22 protein-coding genes are annotated in these 22,599 nt (G+C 68.8%); 7 read left to right on the top strand and 15 right to left on the bottom strand.

What is annotated here, in order from left to right; translation table 11 throughout:
• Window positions 1-163: 163 nt before the first annotated feature.
• A complete protein-coding gene (gene katG, locus N8I71_RS08055) occupies window positions 164-2,323 on the bottom strand; it encodes a catalase/peroxidase HPI (protein WP_262877581.1) in 2,160 nt (719 codons plus the stop codon).
• Window positions 2,324-2,513: 190 nt separating this feature from the next.
• On the opposite strand from katG, the gene N8I71_RS08050 reads away from it, so the two are divergent.
• Window positions 2,514-3,416 carry a hydrogen peroxide-inducible genes activator gene (locus tag N8I71_RS08050; protein WP_262877441.1) on the top strand — a complete coding sequence of 301 codons (903 nt, stop codon included), beginning with the start codon at window positions 2,514-2,516 and terminating at the stop codon, window positions 3,414-3,416.
• Here N8I71_RS08050 and N8I71_RS08045 read toward each other — a convergent pair.
• From N8I71_RS08045 to N8I71_RS08010, 8 genes are all read right to left on the bottom strand, one after another.
• Window positions 3,410-4,219, bottom strand: coding sequence for a hypothetical protein (locus N8I71_RS08045; protein ID WP_262877440.1), 810 nt, complete (start codon window positions 4,217-4,219; stop codon window positions 3,410-3,412). The two genes, N8I71_RS08050 and N8I71_RS08045, sit on opposite strands and share 7 nt — an antisense overlap.
• Window positions 4,216-4,611 (bottom strand): hypothetical protein, encoded by a 396-nt coding sequence (locus N8I71_RS08040; protein WP_262877439.1) that lies wholly within the window; start codon window positions 4,609-4,611, stop codon window positions 4,216-4,218. The genes N8I71_RS08045 and N8I71_RS08040 overlap by 4 nt, the downstream gene beginning before the upstream one ends.
• 46 nt (window positions 4,612-4,657) lie before the next feature.
• On the bottom strand, window positions 4,658-5,524 hold the full coding sequence (locus N8I71_RS08035; RefSeq protein WP_262877438.1) for a dynamin family protein: 867 nt from the start codon (window positions 5,522-5,524) through the stop codon (window positions 4,658-4,660).
• Window positions 5,514-7,607, bottom strand: a complete 2,094-nt coding sequence (locus N8I71_RS08030) for a dynamin family protein (RefSeq protein ID WP_262877437.1) — start codon at window positions 7,605-7,607, stop codon at window positions 5,514-5,516. Before N8I71_RS08030 ends, N8I71_RS08035 begins: the two co-directional genes overlap by 11 nt.
• 29 nt (window positions 7,608-7,636) lie before the next feature.
• Window positions 7,637-8,965, bottom strand: a complete 1,329-nt coding sequence (locus tag N8I71_RS08025; RefSeq protein ID WP_262877436.1) for a hypothetical protein — start codon at window positions 8,963-8,965, stop codon at window positions 7,637-7,639.
• A 3-nt stretch (window positions 8,966-8,968) separates the two neighbouring features.
• Window positions 8,969-9,877: a PP2C family protein-serine/threonine phosphatase gene (locus tag N8I71_RS08020; RefSeq protein ID WP_262877435.1), complete on the bottom strand. Its 909-nt coding sequence runs from the start codon at window positions 9,875-9,877 to the stop codon at window positions 8,969-8,971.
• Window positions 9,870-10,679, bottom strand: a complete 810-nt coding sequence (locus tag N8I71_RS08015; protein ID WP_262877434.1) for an FHA domain-containing protein — start codon at window positions 10,677-10,679, stop codon at window positions 9,870-9,872. Before N8I71_RS08015 ends, N8I71_RS08020 begins: the two co-directional genes overlap by 8 nt.
• A gap of 146 nt (window positions 10,680-10,825) precedes the next feature.
• Window positions 10,826-12,328: a serine/threonine-protein kinase gene (locus N8I71_RS08010; protein ID WP_262877433.1), complete on the bottom strand. Its 1,503-nt coding sequence runs from the start codon at window positions 12,326-12,328 to the stop codon at window positions 10,826-10,828.
• Between the two features lie 315 nt (window positions 12,329-12,643).
• Here N8I71_RS08010 and N8I71_RS08005 point away from each other — a divergent pair, with 315 nt between their 5' ends.
• From N8I71_RS08005 to N8I71_RS07985, 5 genes are all read left to right on the top strand, one after another.
• A complete protein-coding gene (locus N8I71_RS08005; protein WP_262877432.1) occupies window positions 12,644-13,663 on the top strand; it encodes an AraC family transcriptional regulator in 1,020 nt (339 codons plus the stop codon).
• A gap of 110 nt (window positions 13,664-13,773) precedes the next feature.
• Window positions 13,774-14,136: a glycine zipper family protein gene (locus N8I71_RS08000; RefSeq protein ID WP_262877431.1), complete on the top strand. Its 363-nt coding sequence runs from the start codon at window positions 13,774-13,776 to the stop codon at window positions 14,134-14,136.
• A gap of 11 nt (window positions 14,137-14,147) precedes the next feature.
• On the top strand, window positions 14,148-14,348 hold the full coding sequence (locus tag N8I71_RS07995; protein ID WP_262877430.1) for a hypothetical protein: 201 nt from the start codon (window positions 14,148-14,150) through the stop codon (window positions 14,346-14,348).
• Window positions 14,349-14,394: 46 nt separating this feature from the next.
• Window positions 14,395-15,243: an SDR family oxidoreductase gene (locus N8I71_RS07990; protein ID WP_262877429.1), complete on the top strand. Its 849-nt coding sequence runs from the start codon at window positions 14,395-14,397 to the stop codon at window positions 15,241-15,243.
• 4 nt (window positions 15,244-15,247) lie between these two features.
• A complete protein-coding gene (locus N8I71_RS07985; protein ID WP_262877428.1) occupies window positions 15,248-15,892 on the top strand; it encodes a hypothetical protein in 645 nt (214 codons plus the stop codon).
• Here N8I71_RS07985 and glnT read toward each other — a convergent pair.
• The 6 genes from glnT to N8I71_RS07955 form a co-directional block, all read right to left on the bottom strand.
• Window positions 15,889-17,184, bottom strand: coding sequence for a type III glutamate--ammonia ligase (gene glnT, locus N8I71_RS07980; protein ID WP_262877427.1), 1,296 nt, complete (start codon window positions 17,182-17,184; stop codon window positions 15,889-15,891). The two genes, N8I71_RS07985 and glnT, sit on opposite strands and share 4 nt — an antisense overlap.
• Window positions 17,185-17,225: 41 nt before the next feature.
• Complete coding sequence (locus N8I71_RS07975) at window positions 17,226-18,554, bottom strand: FMN-binding glutamate synthase family protein (RefSeq protein WP_262877426.1); 1,329 nt, start codon at window positions 18,552-18,554, stop codon at window positions 17,226-17,228.
• A gap of 9 nt (window positions 18,555-18,563) precedes the next feature.
• A complete protein-coding gene (locus N8I71_RS07970; RefSeq protein ID WP_406676083.1) occupies window positions 18,564-19,262 on the bottom strand; it encodes a GltB/FmdC/FwdC-like GXGXG domain-containing protein in 699 nt (232 codons plus the stop codon).
• Window positions 19,259-20,167 (bottom strand): class II glutamine amidotransferase, encoded by a 909-nt coding sequence (locus tag N8I71_RS07965; protein ID WP_262877425.1) that lies wholly within the window; start codon window positions 20,165-20,167, stop codon window positions 19,259-19,261. The genes N8I71_RS07970 and N8I71_RS07965 overlap by 4 nt, the downstream gene beginning before the upstream one ends.
• 85 nt (window positions 20,168-20,252) lie before the next feature.
• A complete protein-coding gene (locus N8I71_RS07960) occupies window positions 20,253-20,858 on the bottom strand; it encodes a helix-turn-helix domain-containing protein (RefSeq protein WP_262877424.1) in 606 nt (201 codons plus the stop codon).
• A gap of 93 nt (window positions 20,859-20,951) precedes the next feature.
• On the bottom strand, window positions 20,952-21,413 hold the full coding sequence (locus tag N8I71_RS07955) for an Lrp/AsnC family transcriptional regulator (RefSeq protein ID WP_262877423.1): 462 nt from the start codon (window positions 21,411-21,413) through the stop codon (window positions 20,952-20,954).
• Window positions 21,414-21,567: 154 nt separating this feature from the next.
• Here N8I71_RS07955 and N8I71_RS07950 point away from each other — a divergent pair, with 154 nt between their 5' ends.
• On the top strand, window positions 21,568-22,587 hold the full coding sequence (locus N8I71_RS07950; RefSeq protein ID WP_262877422.1) for a 1-aminocyclopropane-1-carboxylate deaminase: 1,020 nt from the start codon (window positions 21,568-21,570) through the stop codon (window positions 22,585-22,587).
• Window positions 22,588-22,599 lie beyond the last annotated feature (12 nt).

Below are 22,599 nucleotides of genomic sequence, written 5' to 3'. Positions count from 1 at the left end.
CCCCTCGTGTTCCGGAATGCGCATGGCCGGGCGAAAAGGATCTCCCAAAACCCCCGCTGGCAAGCGCCAGTACGAAACTGGCCCGGAGGTTTCCCCCCGGGCCGTGCCGTTCCACCGTTTCCTCGCCGGAGCCTCGCGGCCCCGGCGTCCTGTTCGGAAACGTTCAGAACAGGTCGTTCTCCATGACCTTCGTCCAGGCAGCCACGAAGTCGTTCACGAACTTCTCCGATGCGTCGTCCTGGGCGTAGACCTCGGCATAGGCGCGCAGGATCGAGTTGGAACCGAACACGAGGTCCGCGCGCGTCGCCGTCCACTTCGTCTCGCCGGTCTTCCGATCGGCGATCTCGTAGAGGTTCGACGCCTTCGGGAGCCACTTCCACGACATGTCCGTGAGGTTCACGAAGAAATCCGTGGTCAGCGCGCCGGGACGGTCGGTGAAGACGCCATGCGCCGCGCCGCCGTGGTTGGCGCCCATGGCCCGCATGCCGCCGACAAGGACGGTCATCTCGGGACCCGTCAGGCCCAGAAGCTGCGCACGGTCGAGCATCAGCTCCTCCGCCGCGACGGCGTAGTCCTTCTTCATCCAGTTGCGGAACCCGTCGGCCAGCGGCTCCAGCACCGAGAAGCTCTCGGCGTCGGTATGCTCGGCCGTCGCGTCGCCGCGGCCCGGGGTGAAGGGAACCGTCACGTCGATGCCCGCGGCCTTCGCCGCCTGCTCGACGCCGACGTTACCCGCCAGCACGATCGTGTCCGCGACGGAGGCGCCGTGCTTGGCCGCCAGCGGCTCCAGCACCGCCAGGACAGAGGCCAGCCGCGCCGGCTCGTTGCCTTCCCAGTCCTTCTGCGGGGCGAGACGGATGCGGGCACCGTTGGCCCCGCCGCGCAGGTCCGACTGGCGGAAGGTCCGCGCGCTGTCCCATGCGGTGGACACCATGTCGGCGACCGAAAGGCCGGAGGCCGCGATATCGGCCTTGAGCGCCGCCACGTCGTAGGCGGTCGAACCGGCCGGGATCGGGTCCTGCCAGATCAGGTCTTCCTTCGGGGCATCCGGACCGATGTAGCGGGTCCGGGGGCCGAGGTCGCGGTGGGTCAGCTTGAACCAGGCCCGGGCGAAGCAGTCGTCGAAATAGGCCGGGTCGGCCATGAACTTCTGACAGATCGCGTTGTAGGTCGGGTCCATCTTCATCGCCATGTCGGCGTCGGTCATCATCGGCATGACACGCTTGGAGGGGTCGGACGGATCGACCGGCATGTCCTCTTCCTTGATGTCGATGGGCCGCCACTGGTTCGCGCCGGCGGGCGATTTCGTGAGCTCCCACTCGTAGCCGAACAGGAGGTCGAAATAGCCCATGTCCCACTTGGTCGGATGGGTCGTCCAGGCGCCTTCCAGACCCGAGGTCACGGCATTCGACGCGACCCCGTGCATGTGCGGATTCATCCAGCCGAAACCCTGGTCCTCGATCGGCGCGCCTTCCGGCTCGGCGCCGAGTGCGGCCGCATCGCCGTTGCCGTGGGCCTTGCCGACGGTGTGGCCGCCACAGGTCAGCGCCGCGGTCTCCTCGTCGTCCATCGCCATCCGCGCGAAGGTCTCACGCACCTGTGCCGCGGTCTTGATGGGGTCCGGCTTGCCGTTCACGCCCTCGGGATTGACGTAGATGAGGCCCATGTGGACCGCCGCCAGCGGGTTCTCCAGCGTCGAGGGATCGTCGAGGTTCTCGTAGCGGTTTTCGGACGGCGCGAGCCATTCCTGCTCGGCGCCCCAGTAGACGTCCTTCTCGGGGTGCCAGATGTCCTCGCGGCCGAAGGAGAAGCCGTAGGTCTTCAGGCCCATCGACTCGTAGGCCATGTTGCCGGCGAGCAGGATGAGGTCGGCCCAGCTGAGCTTGTTGCCGTACTTCTTCTTGACCGGCCACAGCAGACGCCGCGCCTTGTCGAGGTTGCCGTTGTCGGGCCAGGAGTTCAGCGGCGCGAAGCGGATGTTGCCATGCCCGCCGCCGCCGCGGCCATCGGCCAGGCGATAGGAGCCGGCGGAATGCCACGCAAGCCGGATCATCAGGCCGCCGTAATGGCCGTAGTCGGCCGGCCACCAGTCCTGGCTCTCGGTCATCAGCGCCTTCACGTCGGCCTTCACGGCCTCGAAGTCCAGGTCCTTCACCGCCTCGCGGTAGTCGAAATCGCCAAGCGGGCTGACCTTGGTGTCGTGCTGATGCAGAATGTCGAGGTTCAGCGTCTTGGGCCACCAATGCGTGACTTCCGTCTCCGCCGTGGTGAGCGCGCCGTGCATCACCGGGCATTTGCCGGCCGGTCTGTCGTCGCCGTCCATCATCTCGTCTCTCCGATCTCCACTAAGTGCCTTGCGTTGTCCGCCCGGGCATATCGTCCGCGTCCCCTGCCCGGAGACGCCGCCCCGGATGCGGGGAACCTGATCGATTCCCTGTTTCCCGGCGCGAACGTATCACCCCATCGCAATCAGTTTAAGTTGAATTGCCTGATTGGTTTGATAATCTCAGCTTATGAATGGAGTCACGCTGAAACAGATGCGGTATTTCGATGCCTTGGCGCGCCAGGGGCATTTCGGACGCGCCGCGGATATCTGCGCGATCTCCCAGCCCGCCCTCTCGATGCAGATCCGCGAGATGGAGCGGACGCTCGGCACCGCACTTTTCGAACGCGGACCGCGTTCCGTGGCTCTGACCGGGTTCGGCGAGGACCTCCTGGTGCGCGTGCGCGAGATCCTGCGCCGGGTGGACGAGGTGGAGGACATGGCGCGTGCCGTCCGCGACCGGCTGGCTGGCCGCGTGCGGATCGGCGTGATCCCGACCGTCGCCCCCTATCTCCTGCCCCGCGTCGTGGGCGCCATCGCGGCGCAGCACCCGGGCCTCGACTTGCAACTGCGCGAAACGCTGACCTCGCGGCTGTTGGGGGAACTCTCCGACGGCGCCCTCGACACCGCCATCGTCGCGCTGCCGATCTCCGAGCCCGCCTTCGAGGAGGCGCCGCTCTTCACCGAGGATTTCGTGCTGGTGCGACCCGGCGCGGATGCGGGAAAACCGGTCCCCTCCCCCGAAAGGCTGCGCGAGATGCGGCTTCTCCTGTTGGAGGAAGGCCATTGCTTCCGCGATCAGGCCTTGTCCTTCTGCAACATGACCGCCAGCGCGCCGCGGGAGATGATGGACGGCTCGTCGCTGTCCACGCTGGTGCAGATGGTGGGCGCCGGCCTTGGCGTGACGCTCATCCCGGAGATGGCGGTCGCGGTCGAGACACGCTCGGCCGACGTCTCGATCGCGCGGTTCGAGGCGCCGGGGCCGCAGCGGACGATCGGCATGATCTGGCGCCGCTCGACGCCGCTGGCGGGCCAGTTGCGCGATCTCGGCGCGATCGTGAAGGAAGCCGCCCTCGGCGCGCCGCCTCAGTGAACGGAGATGAGGCCGTCCACCTCGCGGTCGGCCACGCCCTGCCAGGCCGAGAGCGTCGTGGCGCTGTCGGGCCCTGATACCGACGCGAGGAGGAACTGCCCGCGCAGGCCCGCCAGCAGGACATGGCAGCCGTTCTGCTGCGGCGCGAAGGTCACCGCGCCCTTGGTCTCCAGCTCGGGCGCGAGCGGAAAGCTCTCGGCGAGGAACACGTCCAGCATTTCAACCGCCCAGTCGGCCAGCGCCTCCGCCTCGTCCTTGGAGCCCTTGACCACATGCGCTTCGTCCACGTCGATCAGGACGGCGGACAAGACGTCGATCCTCTCGTGCTCGACCAGGGCCTCGATCCATGTCGAGGTCCCGGGCTTGCGGGGCTCGGGACCCGGAACCCCGGCAGCAAGACGCAACGCGGCCGTCGAAATGCCGCCCGCCGCGGCATCGGCCTCGTCGGCGGGATGGCTCGTGATCCGGACCGAGCCCGCGCGGCGGCACACATCGACGAGAAGGTCGGCCAATGCACCGGCATCGTCCGAGCCGAGCGCGCCGGGCGGAAGACCGGAGGCGGCACCGGGCGGAAGCTCGGCCGAACACAGGCGCAGGACCTGACGCTCGGCCACCTCCAGCGCGATCCGCGCGCCACCGTCGAAGCCGAGCTCGACACGCCGGGGCAGAACACAATCCTCCAGCTGCCGCAGGATCACGGAAATCCCCTGCACATGGGAGGAATAGGCCCGAGCAGCCGTGAGCGAGGCGCCCTCGGCACCGGCCCGGTACAGGATATCACGGACGGAATTTCGGTCGGTCATTTCGACATCGCCTCGCGGAAGGCCACCACGTTCGAACCGTTGTCGGGCGCGGCCTCGGCCAGCGCCTCGCGCATGGCGTCAAGCACGGCGGCAAGGTCCGTCTTGGGCCCGCAGACACACACGAGCGCCTCGCAGGGATCGCCGTAGGCGCGCATGAACACGCGGGTCGCCGTGGGCGTTCGGAACACCGCCTCGCCCGTCGTGTCGTGCGAGGCAAGCCGCGGCGCGGTCAGGAAGCCGCGCGCGCAGACGCACAGCGTGTCGAGGTTTTCCTGCGGGTAGACGAGGCGCGAATCCGATGCCAGTACCGTGCCCGACACGATGTCGGCGTAAAGCACCAGCTCGCAATCGGGGAGCCGCTTCCGCATCTGTGCCAGGGTGCCGGGGGTCATCGGGGTTCGGGTCTCGCGTCTTTCTTGCGTGTTTCGGAATAGCGGATCAAAGCGCCGAGCCGGCGCTTCCGGTGGTTCGGCGCGGGCGGCGCGCGGCGGTGACGCCGCCCATGGTCACCCGGCGCGGCACGATCGAGACGCCGCGGGCGGCCGGCGCATGATCCTCGAGCCTCAGAACGGTGGCCTCGCCCGAGCGGCGATCGTCGGATGGATCTGGCTCGTCCGCGGGCGCCGCCCCGGAAAGCCCCGTGCGCAGTGTCTCGAGCGCCGCGCGCACGGCCTCGATCCCGTTCTGCGCCTCCGTCCCGTTCTGCGCCGACAGCAGATCGACGGTGAAGATGTCGCGGAACAGGCCCGAGGTCTCGCGCCGCACCCGCTTCAGCAGGCGCGCGCGGTCGTGCTCGGACAGGACCTTGTCAATGCGCGTGACCAGCAGGATGCTGCGCGCCTGGATCTCGGGGTCGATGCCGTCCCAGATGGCGGCCTCGGACTGGCGCCAGGCCTGGGTCGCGGGCGTGCACCAGATGACGGCGTCCGCCTCGGGCAGGACGGCGTTCCAGATATCGGCGGACATGTTGGGGTCCGAGCTTCCGGGCATGTCGATCAGGTCGACGCCCGCAAGGATGTCGGCGGGCAGGAACACCCGGACATAGCGGGTGCCCGCGATCGGGACCGAGGCGATGGCCTCGGCATCAATCTCGGTTTCCTCGCCCTCGCTGTCCACGACGACCGGGTCGCTGTCGCCCTGGCAATACCAGATCGGCGGCACCTGCGTCGCGGTCACGCGGACCGGCGAGGACACGTGTCCAAGCAGCACGTTGGTCAGCGTGCTCTTGCCCGAGGAAAACTCGCCCAGGATCGCGATCCGGGGACGGCGGCCGCCATCCATGGCGGGAAAGGCGTCATGCATCATGGCGTTCTTGTTCCTTCTGCTCGGTCCGGATCAGCCCCGCAAGCAGCGCGGTGGCGTTTTCCAGGCTCTTTTCACGGGCCTCGGCGTCCTGCGCCATCTTCTCCCGCAATTCGTCCAGCCGTTCTTCCGTCTGGGCCGCCATGGCCAGAAGACTGCGGCGCTGTCCCGCGATGAAGCTCTGCAAGCCATCGTGGGCGGCCTTTCGGAAGACCTCGGCATGTTCGTCCTTGAGCGCGGCCACCATGGGGGCGATCTCGGCGTCGATCATGCCCGAGAATTCCTCGGCGAAAGCGGCGTAGCTGCGGCGGCGGCGCCACCAGCGGGTCCACCAGTTGCCCTTGATGTCGAGCGCGATGGTCTGGCCCAGCGTCACGGGCGGCGGCGCGTCGGGAACCGGGGGCGGCTCCAGCGCGAAGGCGGTATCGGACAGTTCGAACGTGCCGCGGAACAGCGCCTCGAGCGCGGTCGCGGTCTTGTCGTAGACGACGGAAGTCGCCTTGGCGGACTTGGCCGCGAAGACCTGGTAGCCCGACCGCAGCAGCACCCGAAGACCCGTGGGGTCATAGGTCCAGACCTTGTCGTCCCCGTTTTCCTCCAGGTGCTTCACGAGCGCCGCGGTGGCCCGGGTCAGGAACGTGCGCCGCGCCCCGTCGAGCCGCGCATCGAGCGCATCGACGAGCCGGCCGAGTTCGGCCTCGAGCTCTTCCTCGGCGCCGATCAGGATCTTGTCGATTTCGCTGCCCAGCGCCCCCTTGGCGACGGCCCGGGTCCCGACGCCCGCCACCCTTTCGGCCGCGAGACTGCGCGAGGCGGTAAGGCCACGGGCGATGTTGCGGGCCGCGCGGGCGGCCTGTTCGACCATGTCGCGCCCCTCGCCCTGGAGGATGCGCTCGGAAATCGCGCGGCCCAGCGCCGGCAGGCCCGACAGGTTCCAGATGACTTCCTCGGCGTTCGGCTCCGACAGGCCGCCACGCACCTCGTGCTCGGCCAGGTTGACGAGCGCGTCGGCGCTGGCCTTGCCGAGCGTGTTCAACTCTCCCGCCAGCGCGTTGGTCGCCCAATGCGCGCTGCCAAAGAGGATCGCGGCGTCCGTAGGCCCGTTCTGCGCCTTGAGCGTCGCGCGGATACTCTCGCGGATTTCGGGGATCTCACGCGCGGGATCGGCCAGTTCGTCGACGCGGTTCACGAAGATGATGACGTCGCGGGCGCGGATGTTGGCGATCATCCGGATCAGCGCCATGTCGACCGTGGACAGCGCCTGATGCGCCGAAAGAACGACGACGCAGACCCGGCTCGACCGGATCGCGTTCACGGTGATCTGTTCACGCACGAGGAAAGTATCGTTGACGCCCGGCGTGTCGCGCACGCAGATCGGCCAGACGAGGCCACGCTGACTGAGGTAGAGCTCGGCCGACTTGGTGATGTCCGCGAAACGGCCCTGCCCGCTGTCGAGGCCGTCCTCCCCCTCGCCTTCGTCACCGAGGCAGACGTAGCGCTCCACCAGTTCCGCATCGACATAGCCGTAGTCGTGTTCCTGCCCGAGGAGCATCTCGAAGCTGCGGCCAAGGCGCTGGCGCGATTTCTCGCGCATCGCCTCGAGCTGTTCGCGCACGGTCTCGAGTTCCTTGTCGGCCCCCGCGCGGCGCGCAAGCTCGCCCACCCGGCCACCGCGACTGAGCAGGTTCGACCACTCCTCCTCGCTGAAGAAACGGAACCGGGCGTGCTGGGCCGACTCGCGGATGCGCGGCGAGACATGGAGCGACGTGATGACCGAGGTCCATGGGTTGATGTCGGCGGGCAAAAGGCCCGGCCGCCCCACCATGGCGTTCACCAGCGAGGTCTTGCCCGCCTTGACCTGCCCGATCATCGTCACGCTGGGCTCGAAGGCCCGGATCTGGCGGCGCAGGTCCCTGATCGCGTGCTCGGCCTCGGCATCGCCGACCTTGAGGAGCGCCTCGAGCGCCTCGTCGACAGTCCGCAGCTCCTGCACGAGTGGCGAAAGCCCACGGTAGGCAGCCGCCATCAGGCGGTCGTTGGCCGGCATCTGTGCGGCGGGTGCTGTCAGGCTTCGATCCTGCTTCATCTCTTCTTCCTCAACGTGGCTGATGAAATTCATGCAGCCATTGCCTGCTCGAAATCGGTCCTCAACTGATAAAGAACTCGCGCCGCGTCCTCGGCCTGCCCCGGCCCGGACTCGACCTGGAGCAGGATCACGGTGTCGCACGCCTGGTCGATCGCATCCCTCAGGCGCGCGGCCAGCGGATCATCGTCTGGCCAGGCGGAGACAAGTTCGCGAAGCGCCTCGGCGGTCTCGGCGCAGTGTTCCAGCACTTCCTCGGACCAGCCGTCGGTTTCCTCGCGCCATTCCAACAGCTCGGCCAGCGCACGCGACCGGCGCTTGAGATGCAGGATCGGCCCCGACACGAGCGCGCGTGCCGCTGCCAGCGCCTTGTCGGAGGGCTTGTCGGAGGCCCTGTCGGACGCTTTGTCGGACGCCTTGTCCGACGGGCCCGGCGTGACCTGCGTTTCAGGCGCCCGCGTGGTCGGCTTCTCGTGGTCCTGACGCGCGGCGGCCCCGGGCGCTGCGCCACTCCGCGGCGGCTCTGCCGGTGTGCGTGGACCGCGCGGCGGAAGGGGGTGATCCTCGGGCTCGACCTGCGGCAGGCGATCGGCCTCGACGGCGCCGGCATCGAGCTCGGCCCGGCGGAACCGGTGCAGGAACAGTTCGGCGGCATCCACGTCCTCGGCCCGCGCCGCAGCGATATCGGCCGTCAGCCGATGCTTGAGCGCGCTCAGCGTCGCGGCGGCCTCCGACGGTGCGGGCGCGTGAATCACCGCGTCGAAAAGGCCGCGGGCCCGCGCCGAGGCCGCGTCGCGGTCGCCGGTGATGACGAGGTAGCAATGGTTTTTGAGCCGGTCCGGCGCCGCAGCCCAGACCGCGGCCTCCGCTGAATCGAAATCGGCGGCGCAATAGATCGCGATCTCGGACCGCTTCGCCGCCCAGGCGAGCGCGGGCGCACAGGCCTCGGGGCCGGCGTCGAGTTCCAGGGCGAGGAACGACATCGCGTCCAGCACGCGGATCGGAGCCTCGATCTGCACGAACAGCGGGCCATAGCTCATCAGGTCCCCGGCCGGATAGCCGTCCTGGTCGAGCGAGCTTCCGTCCTCGAAGGTCGCGACGTGGCGCGGAGCGGGCCCGAAGCTCAGTTCCACCGCAGGACCGCCCGGCACGACGCCGGCGACGGCCTCGCCCAGCATCGCGCGCAGGACGCCTGTCACGTCTTTCGCGGCCCGACCGAGGATCGCCACCCGCGCAGGCCGGCGCAGCGCGTCGGCAAGCCCGGCGCAGCTGACCGCCTCGGCCTGCGTCAGAACGCCCGACGCCAGAAGCGCCTCGAGCCGTCCGAGCGTGGCCTGGGTATCGCGGATGGTGTCCCTCATGCGTCAGCCCCGCGTCTTCGCGGCCGCGTTGGCGGCGGTTGCGGGGACCATCGGGCGGCCGATCGCATTGGCGACGGCCGACCAGAGCGAGGGTGCCGGAAGCGTTTGCGCAGCGCTTGCGGCAGGTTCGAGCACGCGGATCACGACGACCGACGTGTTGTCCTGTTCGGGATCGCCATGGGCATTGACCGCCTCGATCAGGGCTTCGGCGATCTCGCGGCTTTCGGCGAACGGCGCACCAGCTGCGATATGTGCGATCTGCGCCTCGCTCAGCGCCTGAAGCCCGTCGCTCGCCATGAGCAGTACGTCGCCGTCCCTGAGCTCCATCCGGCGCGGCGGGCAATCCACTTCCGGAATGCGCTGGCCGGTCAGTGCCGAGGTCAGGCAATTGCGCTGCGGATGGCTGCGGGCGGCTTCCTCGTCGATCATGCCGCGGGCGACCATGAGGTCGATCTCGGGCGCCATGGAGTGGTCGTCGTTGAGCCGGATCAGTCCGCCATCGCGCAGGAGGTAGAGAAGCGAGTCGCCCACCGAGACCCATTGCAGGCCGCCCTCGACGAGCGCCGCCGCGACGACAGTGCCCCCCATGCCCGCCTGTTCCGGGCAGGCCTCGATCTGCGCGCGCAGGCTGGCGTTCGCGGTCTCGACCGCATCCGACAGGAGCGCCGAAAGCTCGTCGGGCGCATCGAAGGGATCGCGGCTCCGCAAGATCAGCTCGGCGAAGATCTCGGCCACGATGATCCGGCTCGCAAGGTCGCCCGCCGCGTGCCCGCCCATTCCGTCGGAAACCACGGCAAAGCCGAAGGCCGCGCCCTGCGGGCAGGAGACGGCAAGGGCGTCCTCCTGCCGTTCGCGGCGGCCCTGCGCCTGCGCCGAGGCGACATCGAAACGGATGGCGGCGGGGTCAGTCATCGGCCAGTCCATCCTCGCCGCCATCCGGCCCCCATGTGAAACCCTCGCCGCACAGCGCGACGAAACGCAGGCTGGTCTTGCCGATGCGGATCACGTCGCCGTCGAAAAGCTCTTCGGTGGCGAGCACCGGCATCCCGTTCCTGCGGACGATGTTCGACTTGTTGCCATGACCGAGGAAAAAGCGGTTCTGCTCGGCGTCATAGGCGATGGCGGCGTGGTTCTGTCGCGAGATGCTGGGATCGCCGAAGTTGAGGCGGATCGCCTGGTCGTCGCCGCGCCCGATCGAGGACACGCTCATCGTGACCGCGAAGAAGGCGCCGCGGCCGGGGCCGTCCACGACGACGATCCAGCCTGCGGGAAACCGGACCTCCGGCGACGATCGATGCGCGACGGCCGAGATCGGGTCCATCTCCAGTTCGGGCGCATGGAACCCCAGGACCCTGGTCTTGCCGCTGTCCGGCATGGCGGGCGACGCGCCGGCATCCGGCATTCCCGCGCCCCGCTGGGCGGCCTGACGCTCTGCGGCGGCGAGCGCGCGGCGGGCGCGGCTGGCCATGTCCTCGCCCTCGGGGGGCTGGACGGCGTCGATACGCGGCTCGATCGGCGCGAAGCGGCGCGGTGGCAGGGCGTCGGACACGGGGGCCGCGGGGACATGGGGGCGCGAAGGGGCGGGCGCGGCGGCCGCGGCTTCGTCAGACGGGTCGAGATCCCAGATCTGGCGGCGCGGCTGGGAAACGGGCGGCGCCTCTGCCGCCGCGCGGCGCGGCGCTTCGCCGGAGGCAAGATCGCGCGAAGATGGCATGAAGGGTGTCCTCCCGGGTAGGGGCATGTCGGGGGTGGAGGCAGGTGCGGACGCGGCGGGCGCCTGATCTCCGGCCGTGGCCGACCCTTGTCCGGGCGACCGGGGCGCCAGCGGGCGCATGCGAACGGCGACATCGCGCAGACGTTTCATGGCTTCGATCCTTTCGCATCGAACGTGAGAGAGCGCCGGCCGCCGAACAGCGCGCGGCGGACCGGTCCGTGACGGGGCGCAGGCGACGCGCCGCCATTGGCGGCCTGCGGGGCGACCTGCACCCGGCGCGGCAGGACCGACGACACGGCCTGCGTGGCGGCGCTTTCCTTGGGGTTCGTTCCGGTTTCGGCGGCGGCCGACCTGCCGACACCGTCGATCTCGTCGAATTCCTCGAGCAGCGGCCGGGACAATGCCTTCATCGCCTCGTGGAACTGGCGCGCCTCCTCGGCCTCGATGGCGGCGCGGCGCGCGGACTGGGCGGCACGCTCGGCGGCGATGGCGGCCTGAACCTCCTCGGCCTCGCGCTGCGCCTGGGCGGCGGCATCGGCGCGGGCGCGCTCCTCCTCCTCGGCGCGCGCGCGGGCCTCGGCCTCCATGGCGGCGCGCTCCTCGTCCGTCATCTGATGCTGGGCTTCGAGCACCTCGCGCTGACGGCGCTCGCGCTCTTCCCACTCGCGCTCGAACTCGCGCACGAGCTCGGCCACGCGGCGCTCCAGCTCCTCGTCCTCGTCGGCCTGCTGCAGAAGGCGCTCCTGCCGGCGGGCCTCGTCGATCATGTCGCGCCAGGCGGCAGCGCTCTGCAGACGGTCCTTCGGAAAGACGCTCAGGCAGCGGTTGATCGCGTCGAGGAAATAGGGGTCGTAGCCGTCGATCTCACCCAGGGGATCCAGCGGGTCGCGCTTTTCCCGCGCGGTCGCGGCGAGGCGCGAATGGCTGGAGGGCGGGGCCGTGCGGCTGACGACGTGATAGAAGGTGGCGGCGAGCGCGTAGAGATCGCTCGAATAGGCGTGATCGGATCCCGCCAGGTAGAATTCCTGCGGGCTGTAGCCGTCCTTGACCGTCAGCACCTTCGACAGAACGCGCGACACGCGCGTGGCGCTTTCGCGGGCGGCGCCGAAATCGATCAGCACCGGCAGGTTGTCGGCATCGATCAGGATGTTGTCCGGCGAGATGTCGCGGTGCAGGATGTCATGCCCGTGGATGTAGCTCAGCGCCTCCAGGATCTGGATCAGGAGCGCCTTCACGTCCTCGGGCGCGAGGCGGTCGGGGTCGTTCTCGATAACGTCGAGAAGGGTTTTCCCGTCCACGAAATCCATCGCCATGTAGGCGGTGCCATTGTCGCGGAAATACTGGTGCACGCCGACGATGTAGGGATGCTGGAGCGCGGCCAGTGCGCGCGCTTCCTTCTCGAACAGTTCGAGAATCGCGCCGAACTCGGTCTCGTTCCCCGAGGACCGCAGCCGCACCGTCTCGTCCACGCGGCAGCACATGGCGGAGGGGAAGCATTCCTTGATGACGACACTGCGCCCGAGGCTGTCGCGGGCCAGGTAGGTGACGCCGAAGCCACCGGAGTTCAGGTAACGTTCGATCGTGTACTGCCCGCCGCACAGCCGTGCGCCGGGGGGTAGCTCGTCGCCATATGAACCAGAGCGTTGCATGATCAGGGCGCGTTCCGGGTTCCCACACTTCTCGACGCGCCAAGCGCGCGCCAAGCCTCTTGATAAGCTACTGAATGGACCATTTTCGCGCTCAGAAAGTGACGAAAGCGTGGCGTGGCAAAGGGACGGAAACGACCCTTCCCGAGAATGCGAAACTGTCCCCGGAGAGAGGGGACCAAACCCGCCCCGCAGCCCCATCCAGCAGGCGGTTCCGCCCCTGTGACAAAGGGATGGAACGGGGGCCGAAGCGAAAGTGGCCGGAAATCGGGCAGTGGGTTTGACCTGTGCCACAATCCGGCCCTAGGGTCCGTCTCCATGAGCACGCCGACCATGGCAGCGGGGTTCGCCGCGGCCCTCCTTGACTTCGCCGTCCTGCGCGGGGCGGATCGCGCCGGTCTTCTCGCCGCCTGCGGCCTGACCGAGGGCGCGCTGGCCGAACAGGACGGGCGCATTCCGCTCGCGGCCTACCAGGCCCTGATCGGGGCCGCGATCGCGGCCACGGGCGACAGCGCGCTCCTGCTGCGCCACACGCTCGAAAGCCGGCTCGAGACCATGTCGATCGTCGGCCAGATCGTGCATTCCTCGGGATCGATGGTGCACTCGATGGCGCAACTCAATCGCTATGCACGGCTGATGGCGGACGTCGACACGCTGAACGGGCGCGACCGGTTCGAGGTGCTCGACCGCGCGGGCGAGGTCTGGATCGTCGACCACCTGCCGGTGCCGGACAGTCAGTACATCGGGATCGAGGCCTCTTTCGCCCGCTTCATCAGCGAATTCCGCCGTTCCTTCCCCGAGCGCGTCTTCGCCATCGAGATGGAGGTGACCTACCCGCCACCGCCCCATGCCGCTGAATACCCCGAACTGTTCCGGATCCCCGTCCGTTTCGGCGCCGCGCGCAATGCGCTCCGGATCGACCGGTCGTGGCTGGATACCGAATTCGAGCCCGGCAACGCCTACGTCTTCGGCATCTTCACCCGGCACGCCGATGCGCTGCTGGAGGAGATGGAGCGCGCGGCCTCGGTGCGGGCGCGGGTCGAGGGGCGCATCCTGCCGCGGCTTCACGAGGGCACGCTGTCGATGGACGCCATCGCGCGCGACCTCGGCATGAGCCGCCAGACGCTTTACCGCCGCCTGCAGGACGAGGGCGTGACCTTCGCCCAGGTGCATGACGACCTGCGCAGCCGCATGGCGCGCGACTATCTCTCGGCGCGCAAGGTCACGGTGGGCGAGGCCGCGTATCTTCTCGGCTTCTCCGAGGCGTCGAGTTTCGTGAGGGCCTTCCGGCGCTGGACGGGCATGAGCCCGGGCGAGTTCCGCGACGGAGGCGGCTGAAACGATCATCTGGAACCGGCGGTCAATCGTTTGAAACCTCCGGTCATGGCGCGGGGCCAGGGCCTCCCGTAGCCAGCGGTCCAACGCAACCACGGACCGGAGACACTGCTGTGAAAGCCCTTCCTCCCCTTCTCGCCGCCGCCTTCGTGCTCGGCGCCTGCGCCGACAGCGGCGCGAACTATACGCCTGTTCTCGACGGCCCGCCGGGGCCTGCCTTCCAGGATGACCTCGCCGCCTGCCAGGCCCTCGCCCGCGATCAGCGGCAGTTCGACCAGGAGACGATGGGCGCCGCGGTCCTCGGGGCCGGCGCCGGCGCGCTCTTCGGTCATTTCGACGACGGCGCGGACGTGGCCGGCGGCGCGATTGCCGGGGCGCTCGCAGGCGGCACGGCGGCGGCGGTCGAGAGCTCCGAACGGCGCGAGGCCATCGTCGTCCAATGCCTGCGCGGGCGCGGCCACCGGGTCGTGGGCTGAGGGGCGCAAAGATGTCCGATCTCATCAAGACCCGCCTCTGCCGCTTCGTCGCGCTGCGCGAACTTCTGACCGGTGCAAGCAGGCCCGAGGGCCCCCGCCGCCTGCCAGGATCCCCGCGGCTCAGGCGCGACATCGGCCTGCCCGAGGACCTGCCGCCACGGCCTCCCCAGGTGTTCCACCCGCACCCGCCACTGCCTGTCGGGCGCATCTGAACACATCAACGTCGCCCCGCAATGTTTTGAAAGAAATGGAAATGTCATGAAATCCGTCTTCGTCGCAGGCGCCACCGGCTATCTTGGCCGGCACCTTTGCCGGGAATTCAGCCGCCGCGGCTGGTATGTCACCGCGCTCGTCCGGAATGCAGCCCGCGCCGGTGACCTCGACGCCGACACGCTGGTGGAGGCCGAGGCGACGCGGGCCGAAACGCTCAGGGGCGCGATGGAGGGGGCCGATCTCGTCGTCTCCGCCCTCGGGATCACGCGGCAGGCCGACGGGCTCGGCTACCGCGACGTGGACTACGGCGCGAACCTGAACCTGCTGGCCGAGGCCCGGCGCGCTGGCGTGGGCCGCTTCGCCTATGTCCATGTCCTGAACGCGAGCCGCATGCCCGGGGTGCCGCTCGTCGCGGCCAAGGCCGACTTCGTCGTGGCGCTTCAGGCCTCGGACATCGCCTCGACCATCGTCGCGCCATCTGGTTTCTTTTCCGACATGCAGGCCTTCTTCGACATGGCCCGGGCCGGGCGTGCCTGGCTTTTCGGGTCGGGAACAGCGCGGATCAACCCGATCCACGGCGCGGACCTGGCCCGGGCGCTCGTCGATGCGGTCGAAGCCGGACGCGGCTGGATCGACGTGGGCGGCCCCGAGACCTTCACCCAGTCCGAGATCGCCGCGCTTGCTTTCGCCGCCCTGGGCAAGCCGGTCCGCATCACCCGCCTGCCCGACATGGTGCGCCGAACCGCGCTTCGGCTTCTGCCATTCGTGACACCGCGCAAGGTCCACGGGCCCGCGCAGTTCTTCCTCACCGCGATGGCGATGGACATGGTGGGCGCGCCCACCGGGTCCAGAAGCCTCGCACGCCACTTCTCCGACCTTGCCGCGAAAGGATGACCAGATGACACTCCAACGCACCGGCGGTCTCGCCGCACTGACCTGCGCCGCGACCTACCTCGTGGGTTTCGCCCTTCTCGTGACGGTGCTGGCGCCGCTCGGCTATGGCACGAACGCCATCGACGCGGAGGCCGTCGTGGCCTTCATCGGCGAACGCGCGAGCCTTCTGATCGGGTGGAACAGCACGATCTACATCGTCAACGCGCTGGCGCTCGCGGTGCTGGTCGTCGCGCTTCATGACAGGCTGAAGACCGACGCGCCCGCATGGGCCGAAGTCACACGGGCCTTCGGGCTGATCTGGGCGGCGCTCGTCCTCGGCGCGGGCATGATCGCGAACGTGGCGGTGGAACGCGCGGCGACCCTCGGCGCCACCGACCCCGCGGGCGCAGCGGAGCTGTGGGAGGTGCTGCACGCGGTCGAGCTGGGCCTCGGCGGCGGCAACGAGATCGCGGGCGGCGTCTGGATCCTCTGTGTCAGCATCGCGGGCCGCACGCTCGGTCACCTCGCCCGGGGCATCGGCATCGTGGCGGGCGCCGCCGGCCTCGCGACGCTTGTGCCCGCGCTTGGCGACACTGCGGGCGCGGTCTTCGGCCTCGGCGCGATCGCGTGGTTCGTGGCGTCGGCGGTCGCGCTCCTGCGGGCGCGCTAGCAGTCCAGCGTCGTCCGGCGCTCCCACTCCGTCAGATGGCGGGCGTAGTCCGTCCACTCGGCGTGTTTGTACTTGGCGAAGGCCGCGGCGGCGCTGGTCCCGATGGCCTCGCCGAGCGCGGTGTCCGCCTCGAAGGCACGCACGGCATCGAGCAGGTTCAGGGGCAGCTTCGGCGCGTCGACGGTGTGGCCATCGACATACATGTCGATATCCAGCCGCTTGCCCGGATCGGCCTTGGTCGCGATCCCGTCGAGACCCGCGGCGAGGATCGCGGCGGGCAGGAGATAGGGGTTCGCCGCCCCGTCTGCGAGGCGGAGCTCGATCCGCCCCGGCCCCGGAATGCGCACCATGTGGGTCCGGTTGTTGCCGCCATAGCTGATCGTGTTGGGCGACCACGTCGCGCCCGAGGTCGTGACGGGCGCGTTCAGTCGTTTGTATGAATTGACCGTCGGGTTCAGCACCGCCGCCAGCGCCGGCGCATGGCCGATGAGACCGCCGAGGAAAGCATAGGCCGTCTCGGACAGCCCAAGCTCGGCCTCGCCTGCGAAAAGGTTCTCGCCCGCCTTGTTCCACATCGACAGGTGCGCGTGGCAGCCGTTGCCGGTGAGGTTGGCGAAGGGCTTGGGCATGAAGGTCGCGCGCAGCCCGTGCTTCTCGGCCACGGCGCGGGCCATGAACTTGAAGAAGGCGTGACGGTCGGCGGTGACAAGGGCGTCGTCGAAGTCCCAGTTCATCTCGAACTGGCCGTTCGCGTCCTCGTGGTCGTTCTGGTAGGGGTTCCAGCCGAGCTCCAGCATGTAGGTGCAGATTTCGGCGATCACGTCGTAGCGCCGCATCAGCGCGTCCTGGTCGTAGCAGGGTTTTTCCTGGATATCCGCGGGGTCAGAGATGGCGGTGCCGTCCGGGGTGGTGAGGAAGAATTCGCACTCCACCCCGTGCTTGAGGTACATGTCCTGCGCTGCCGCCCGCGCCATGACGTTCTTCAGCACGACGCGCGGGGCGTTTGCGAAGGGTGCGCCCTTGTAATGCACATCGGCGGCGAGCCAGCCGACCTCGGGCTTCCACGGCAGCTGGATCAGGCTGTCGGGGTCGGGAATGGCGAGGATGTCGGCATCCGCGGGCGACATGTCGAGCCAGGCGGCGAAACCCGCGAAACCCGCGCCGTCCTTCGCCATGCCGGTGATGGCCTCGGCCGGCGCGAGCTTGGCGCGCTGCACGCCCAGAAGGTCGGTGAAGGAAATCAGGAAGAACTTGATGCCCTTCTCTTTCGCGATCGCCGCAAGGTCGGTCATGTCGGTCCCCCGTTTCTTTTTCCGCGTCTCCGGGCCGGGTCTCAGCCCTGCCCCGGTATCCAGTTGGTCCCCGCCAGCGGCACGCCCGCCATCGCCGCCGATTCCACCGTCAGCGCCACGAGGTCCTCGGGTTCGAGGTTGAGCACATGGCTTTTTCCGCAGGCCCGCGCGATGGTCTGAAGCTCCAGCGTCATGACGTTGAGATAATTGGCCAATCTGCGCCCTGCCGCCACGGGGTCGAGCCGCGCGGCAAGCCTCGGGTCCTGCGTGGTGATGCCCGCGGGGTCGTTGCCCTCGTGCCAGTCGTCGTAGGCGCCGGCGGTGGTGCCGAGCTTCTGATACTCCGCCTCCAGCGCCGGGTCGTTGTCGCCCAGCGCCACCAGCGCCGCCGTCCCGATCGAAACCGCGTCGGCGCCGAGCGCCAGCGCCTTGGCCACGTCCGCGCCGTTGCGGATGCCGCCCGAGACGATCAGCTGCACCTTGCGGTGCATGTCGAGATCCTTCAGCGCCTGCACCGCGGGCCGGATCGCGGCGAGCGTGGGGATGCCCACATGCTCGATGAAGACGTGCTGCGTCGCCGCCGTGCCGCCCTGCATCCCGTCGAGGACCACGGCATCGGCCCCCGCTTTCACGGCGAGCGCCACGTCGTAGTAGGGCCGCGAGGCGCCGACCTTGATGTAGATCGGCACGCGCCAGCCGGTGATCTCGCGCAGTTCCTGGATCTTGATCTCCAGGTCGTCGGGGCCGGTCCAGTCGGGATGCCGGCAGGCCGAGCGCTGGTCGATTCCCTGCGGCAGGGTGCGCATCTCGGCCACCCGCTCGGTGATCTTCTGGCCCAGAAGCATGCCGCCCCCGCCAGGCTTCGCCCCCTGCCCCACGACGACCTCGATCGCGTCGGCCATGCGCAGGTGATCGGGGTTCATCCCGTAGCGTGACGGCAGAAGCTGGTAGACGAGCGTGTTGGAGCTTTCCCGCTCCTCCGGCGTCATGCCGCCGTCGCCCGTCGTCGTGGACGTTCCGGCAGCATTGGCCCCGCGCCCGAGCGCCTCCTTCGCCTGCGCCGAGAGCGAGCCGAAGGACATGCCGGCGATGGTGATGGGGGTCCTGAGCGTGATGGGGTTCTTCGCGTTCCGCGCGCCGATCACGACCTCGGTCCCGCATTTCTCGCGGTAGCCTTCCAGCGGATAGCGCGACATCGACGCGCCGAGGAACAGGAGGTCGTCGAAATGCGGCAGGTGCCGCTTCGCGCCGCCGCCCCGGATGTCGTAGAGGCCCGTGGCGGCCGCGCGACGGATCTCGGACAAGGTGTAGTCGTCGAAGGTCGCCGACTTCACCGGAACGGTGCGCGGGATGCGGGGTTGCTCGGTCATCGCATCACCTCAATAGGAGCCGACATTGTCGATCTTGAAGTTGTAAAGCCGCCGGGCCGAGCCGTAGCGGCGGAACTCGGACGGGTCGGCAAAAAGGCCCGCGCGGTCCAGAAGCCCCGCGACGATGGCCACATGTTCGGGACGCATCTCTTTCTCGATGCAGTCGGTGCCGAGGCGCTTCACGCTGCCGCGCACGAAGAGCCGCGCCTCGTAGATCGAGTCGCCCAGATCCTCGCCCGCGTCGCCAAGGACCACGAGATTGCCCGCCTGCGCCATGAAGGCCGACATGTGGCCGACATTGCCGCCGACGACGATATCGACGCCCTTCATGGAGATGCCGCAGCGCGCCGAGGCATTGCCCTCGATCACCACGAGGCCGCCATGTCCGGTGGCCCCCGCCGACTGGCTGGCGTCGCCCGTGACGCGGACGATCCCGGACATGATGTTCTCGGCGACGCCCGTGCCCGCATTGCCGCGGATCGTGATCTCGGCCTCCTTGTTCATGCCGCCGCAATAGTAGCCCGCGTGCCCCTCGACCGTGACCGAGACGGGGTGCATCAGCCCGCAGGCCAGCGCGTGCCGCCCGCCGGGGTTGCGCAGCGTGAAGGCCCCTTCGGTCGCTGCCTGCAGCGTGGCGTTCGCATCGCGCACCGACATCTCGGCGAGGTCGAGGACGCCCGCGTTGGTAATCGCTTCCGCCGTCATCATGCCGCCGCCCTCATGCCTTCGCCGCCCCAGCTGTAGACCACGCCCGGCTCCGGCTCCCAGATGCGGGCGTGCTCCACGCCGGGAAGCTGGGCGATGGCACGGAACTCGCTGGCCATGGCCACCCACTGGTCGGTCTCGGCCAGCACGGCGGGCTTGCAGGCGATGGGGTCGCGCAGAACGGCGAAGCCGTCGCGGGTCCCGATTGTCAGGGTATAGAAGCCGTCGAGGCGTTTCAGCGCGGCTTCAAGCGCCTCCTTCAGCGTGTCGCCCTCGCGCATCCGCCAGGACAGGAAGGCGGCCGCCACCTCGCTGTCGTTCTCGGTCTGCAGTTTCTCGCCACGGGCTTCGAGGAAACCGCGAAGAAGGAAGTGGTTGGAGAGCGATCCATTGTGGACGAGGCAGGTATCGGGACCGGTGGAGAACGGGTGCGAGCCCGCGATGGTCACCGCGCTTTCGGTGGCCATGCGGGTGTGGGCGATCCCGTGGGTGCCCGAGCGACCCTCGAGGCCGAAGACGCGCGCGACTTCCATGGGGTCGCCGACGCCCTTGAAGATTTCGATGGCCTCGCCGGTGGCCAGCACGTCGATGGCGGGGAAGGCGTCGATCAGGTGCGCCCGCGCGGCGCGCAGGTCGCCCGCGACGCGGAGAAGCGCGTGATCGGCGATGCGCTCGACATCCACCGTGGTCCCCGTGGCCGAGGCGAGCGAGGCCGCGGCCGCGTCCCAGTCGAAGCCGACGGGGCCGAGACAGGACAGCGTGGGCACAGGCGGCCCGTCGCGGTAGACGGCGAATCCCGCGCTGTCGGGCCCGCGTTCCGTCATCTCGGCGAGCATTTTCGCCATCAGCGCGCCGAGCCGCGGCTGCAGCGCCTCGTCCTTCAGGTAAAGGCCGACGATTCCGCACATGGGGATTCCCTCCGGAGTTCGGGCGAACCATGTCGCGGCCCGCCAGAACTGTCAACGGGAGTGAAATAATTTTCCTGACAGGAAACTAGTCGGGCGGCGGCGTCACGATGATGGAGAGATAGCGCGCCGGAAGGTCCGGCATTTCCTCGGGCCCGTGCGGCGCGAGCGCGTCGAAGAACAACGCGTCGCCCGGACCAAGCGGATAGCGCCGGTCGCCGTGGCGATACACGATCCGGCCCGAGAGCATGTAGATGAACTCGTGCCCCGGGTGCTGGAAGGTCGCGTGCGGCGCGCCGCCCTCGTCGATGGTGATCAGGAAGGGCTCGATCTTGGTCGCCGAGCGCAGCGAATGGCCCAGAAGCTCGTAGACATGCCCCGCCTTCGTGCCGCGCCGGTCGATCCGCACCCCCTGCCCGGCGGGGACGAAGCTGCAATCGCTGCGTTCCTCGAAGTCCTGGAAGAACATCGAGATCGGCACGTTCAGCGCCTGGGCCAGCGCCTTCAGCGTCGAGAGCGAGGGCGAGGTCTGGCCGTTCTCGATCTTCGACAGCATGCCGACCGACAATTCCGCCGAGCGCGCAAGATCGGCGAGCGTCACGTCGAGCCCCTGCCGGAGCGCGCGCACCTTCCGGCCGATCGCCGTCTCGAGGCTTTCGGGCGGAACGCCCTGGGTCTTGCCTTGCGCGGTCATCGGCGTCTCCCGTGGGAAAGGTAGAGGCAGTCTAGGGCGGTGACGGCCCCGGAAGGAAGGGGGCGAACGTCCGCGCGCTCCGTGACGCGCCGATCAGAACGGCAGGGGCGCGTTCTCCTTCACCTCCTTGAGGACGAAGAAGGTCCGGATCTGCCGCACCCCCGGCAGCGCGATCAGCATCCGCCCGTGCAACATGTTGAAGTCGCCCATGTCTCGCACGCGGATCTTCAGCAGATAGTCGAAGTCGCCCGCGACGAGGTGGCAGTCCAGAAGCTCCTTCAGGCCGCCCACCGCCTCCTCGAACTCCGCGAAGCTTTCGGGCGTCGAGCGGTCGAGCACCACGCCCACCATGACGAGCGTGCCAAGCCCCACCGAGGCCGGCGCGATCCGCGCGTGCGTGCCGGTGATGTGTCCCTCCTCGACCAGCCGCTGGATCCGCCTGTGGCAGGTCGCGGGGCTGATGTTCGCGGCCCGCGCCACATCGGCGTTCGAAAGCCGCCCGTCGCGCTGAAGGTGGCGCAGGATGCCGCGGTCGATTCGGTCGAGGGCAGCCATGGAAGATCCTTTCATCAGGTGACGAAAATATGCGCCGTATCGATCTTATTGGGTCAAATACCGGAAGAACATAGCAACCCGAGAACGAACTTCGGAAGCACCTTCATGCACCGCGCCGCTAGTCTGGATGCGTATCGTTCAAGGAGGCTTCCTGATGTCACTGCTCGACAAGTTCGACCGTTACCCCCTCACGTTCGGCCCGACCCCCATCGAGCCCCTGCCCCGCCTCTCGGAAGCCATCGGCGCCGGGGTCGAGGTCTGGGCCAAGCGCGACGACTGCAACTCGGGGCTCGCCATGGGCGGCAACAAGCTGCGCAAGCTCGAATACATCGTGCCCGACGCCATCGCCTCGGGCGCGGATACGCTCGTGTCCATCGGGGGCGTGCAGTCGAACCACACCCGCATGGTCGCCGCGACCGCCGCCAAGATCGGCATGAAATGCGTCGTGATCCAGGAAAAGTGGGTGCCGCACTACGACGCCGTCTACGACCGGGTCGGCAACATCCTGATGACCCGCCTGATGGGCGCGGACAGCCGCCTCGTGGACGCGGGTTTCGACATCGGCATCCGCGAGAGCTGGGAGGCCGCGATCGCCTCGGTCGAGGAGGCGGGCGGCAAGCCCTACCCGATCCCGGCGGGCGCCTCCGTCCACAAGTACGGCGCGCTGGGTTACGTGGGCTTCGCCGAGGAAGTGGCGCGGCAGGAGGAAGAGCTGGGCTTCCGCTTCGACTACGTGATCGTCTGCGTCGTCACGGGCTCCACCCAGGGCGGCATGATCGTGGGCTTCGCGGCGCAGGATCGCGCCGACCGCGTGATCGGCATCGACGCCTCCGGCACGCTCGACCAGACCCGCGCTCAGGTCCGCTCGATCGTCGACAACACGGCGGACCTCGTGGGCCTCGGCCGCGCGATCCGCGAGGACGAGATCGTCATCAACCCCGACTACGCCTACCCCGCCTACGGGGTGCCGTCGGAGGAAACGAACGACGCGATCCGCCTCGCCGCGCGCACGGAAGGCATGATCACGGACCCCGTCTACGAGGGGAAATCCATGCAAGGCATGATCGACCTCGCGAAAAAGGGCTTCTTCCCGAAGGGATCGCGCGTCCTTTACGCGCATCTGGGTGGCGCTCCGGCGCTGAACGGCTACAGCTACTACTACAAGGACGGCTGAGACGGCCGCAGC

Source organism: Roseicyclus sediminis (assembly GCF_025515305.1).
Taxonomy (GTDB): Bacteria; Pseudomonadota; Alphaproteobacteria; order Rhodobacterales; family Rhodobacteraceae; genus Roseibacterium; species Roseibacterium sediminis.
Note: the sequence above shows the minus strand (reverse complement) of the source record. Positions and strands in the feature narration are given on the sequence as shown.

Excerpts from the sequence above, each read along its gene's own strand:
- katG (WP_262877581.1), bottom strand. The coding sequence starts at position 2,323 with ATGGACGGCGACGACAGACCGGCCGGCAAATGCCCGGTGATGCACGGC.
- N8I71_RS08050 (WP_262877441.1), top strand. The coding sequence starts at position 2,514 with ATGAATGGAGTCACGCTGAAACAGATGCGGTATTTCGATGCCTTGGCG.
- N8I71_RS08045 (WP_262877440.1), bottom strand. The coding sequence starts at position 4,219 with ATGACCGACCGAAATTCCGTCCGTGATATCCTGTACCGGGCCGGTGCC.
- N8I71_RS08040 (WP_262877439.1), bottom strand. The coding sequence starts at position 4,611 with ATGACCCCCGGCACCCTGGCACAGATGCGGAAGCGGCTCCCCGATTGC.
- N8I71_RS08035 (WP_262877438.1), bottom strand. The coding sequence starts at position 5,524 with ATGATGCATGACGCCTTTCCCGCCATGGATGGCGGCCGCCGTCCCCGG.
- N8I71_RS08030 (WP_262877437.1), bottom strand. The coding sequence starts at position 7,607 with ATGAAGCAGGATCGAAGCCTGACAGCACCCGCCGCACAGATGCCGGCC.
- N8I71_RS08025 (WP_262877436.1), bottom strand. The coding sequence starts at position 8,965 with ATGAGGGACACCATCCGCGATACCCAGGCCACGCTCGGACGGCTCGAG.
- N8I71_RS08020 (WP_262877435.1), bottom strand. The coding sequence starts at position 9,877 with ATGACTGACCCCGCCGCCATCCGTTTCGATGTCGCCTCGGCGCAGGCG.
- N8I71_RS08015 (WP_262877434.1), bottom strand. The coding sequence starts at position 10,679 with ATGCCATCTTCGCGCGATCTTGCCTCCGGCGAAGCGCCGCGCCGCGCG.
- N8I71_RS08010 (WP_262877433.1), bottom strand. The coding sequence starts at position 12,328 with ATGCAACGCTCTGGTTCATATGGCGACGAGCTACCCCCCGGCGCACGG.
- N8I71_RS08005 (WP_262877432.1), top strand. The coding sequence starts at position 12,644 with ATGAGCACGCCGACCATGGCAGCGGGGTTCGCCGCGGCCCTCCTTGAC.
- N8I71_RS07995 (WP_262877430.1), top strand. The coding sequence starts at position 14,148 with ATGTCCGATCTCATCAAGACCCGCCTCTGCCGCTTCGTCGCGCTGCGC.
- N8I71_RS07990 (WP_262877429.1), top strand. The coding sequence starts at position 14,395 with ATGAAATCCGTCTTCGTCGCAGGCGCCACCGGCTATCTTGGCCGGCAC.
- N8I71_RS07985 (WP_262877428.1), top strand. The coding sequence starts at position 15,248 with ATGACACTCCAACGCACCGGCGGTCTCGCCGCACTGACCTGCGCCGCG.
- glnT (WP_262877427.1), bottom strand. The coding sequence starts at position 17,184 with ATGACCGACCTTGCGGCGATCGCGAAAGAGAAGGGCATCAAGTTCTTC.
- N8I71_RS07975 (WP_262877426.1), bottom strand. The coding sequence starts at position 18,554 with ATGACCGAGCAACCCCGCATCCCGCGCACCGTTCCGGTGAAGTCGGCG.
- N8I71_RS07970 (WP_406676083.1), bottom strand. The coding sequence starts at position 19,262 with ATGATGACGGCGGAAGCGATTACCAACGCGGGCGTCCTCGACCTCGCC.
- N8I71_RS07965 (WP_262877425.1), bottom strand. The coding sequence starts at position 20,167 with ATGTGCGGAATCGTCGGCCTTTACCTGAAGGACGAGGCGCTGCAGCCG.
- N8I71_RS07960 (WP_262877424.1), bottom strand. The coding sequence starts at position 20,858 with ATGACCGCGCAAGGCAAGACCCAGGGCGTTCCGCCCGAAAGCCTCGAG.
- N8I71_RS07955 (WP_262877423.1), bottom strand. The coding sequence starts at position 21,413 with ATGGCTGCCCTCGACCGAATCGACCGCGGCATCCTGCGCCACCTTCAG.
- N8I71_RS07950 (WP_262877422.1), top strand. The coding sequence starts at position 21,568 with ATGTCACTGCTCGACAAGTTCGACCGTTACCCCCTCACGTTCGGCCCG.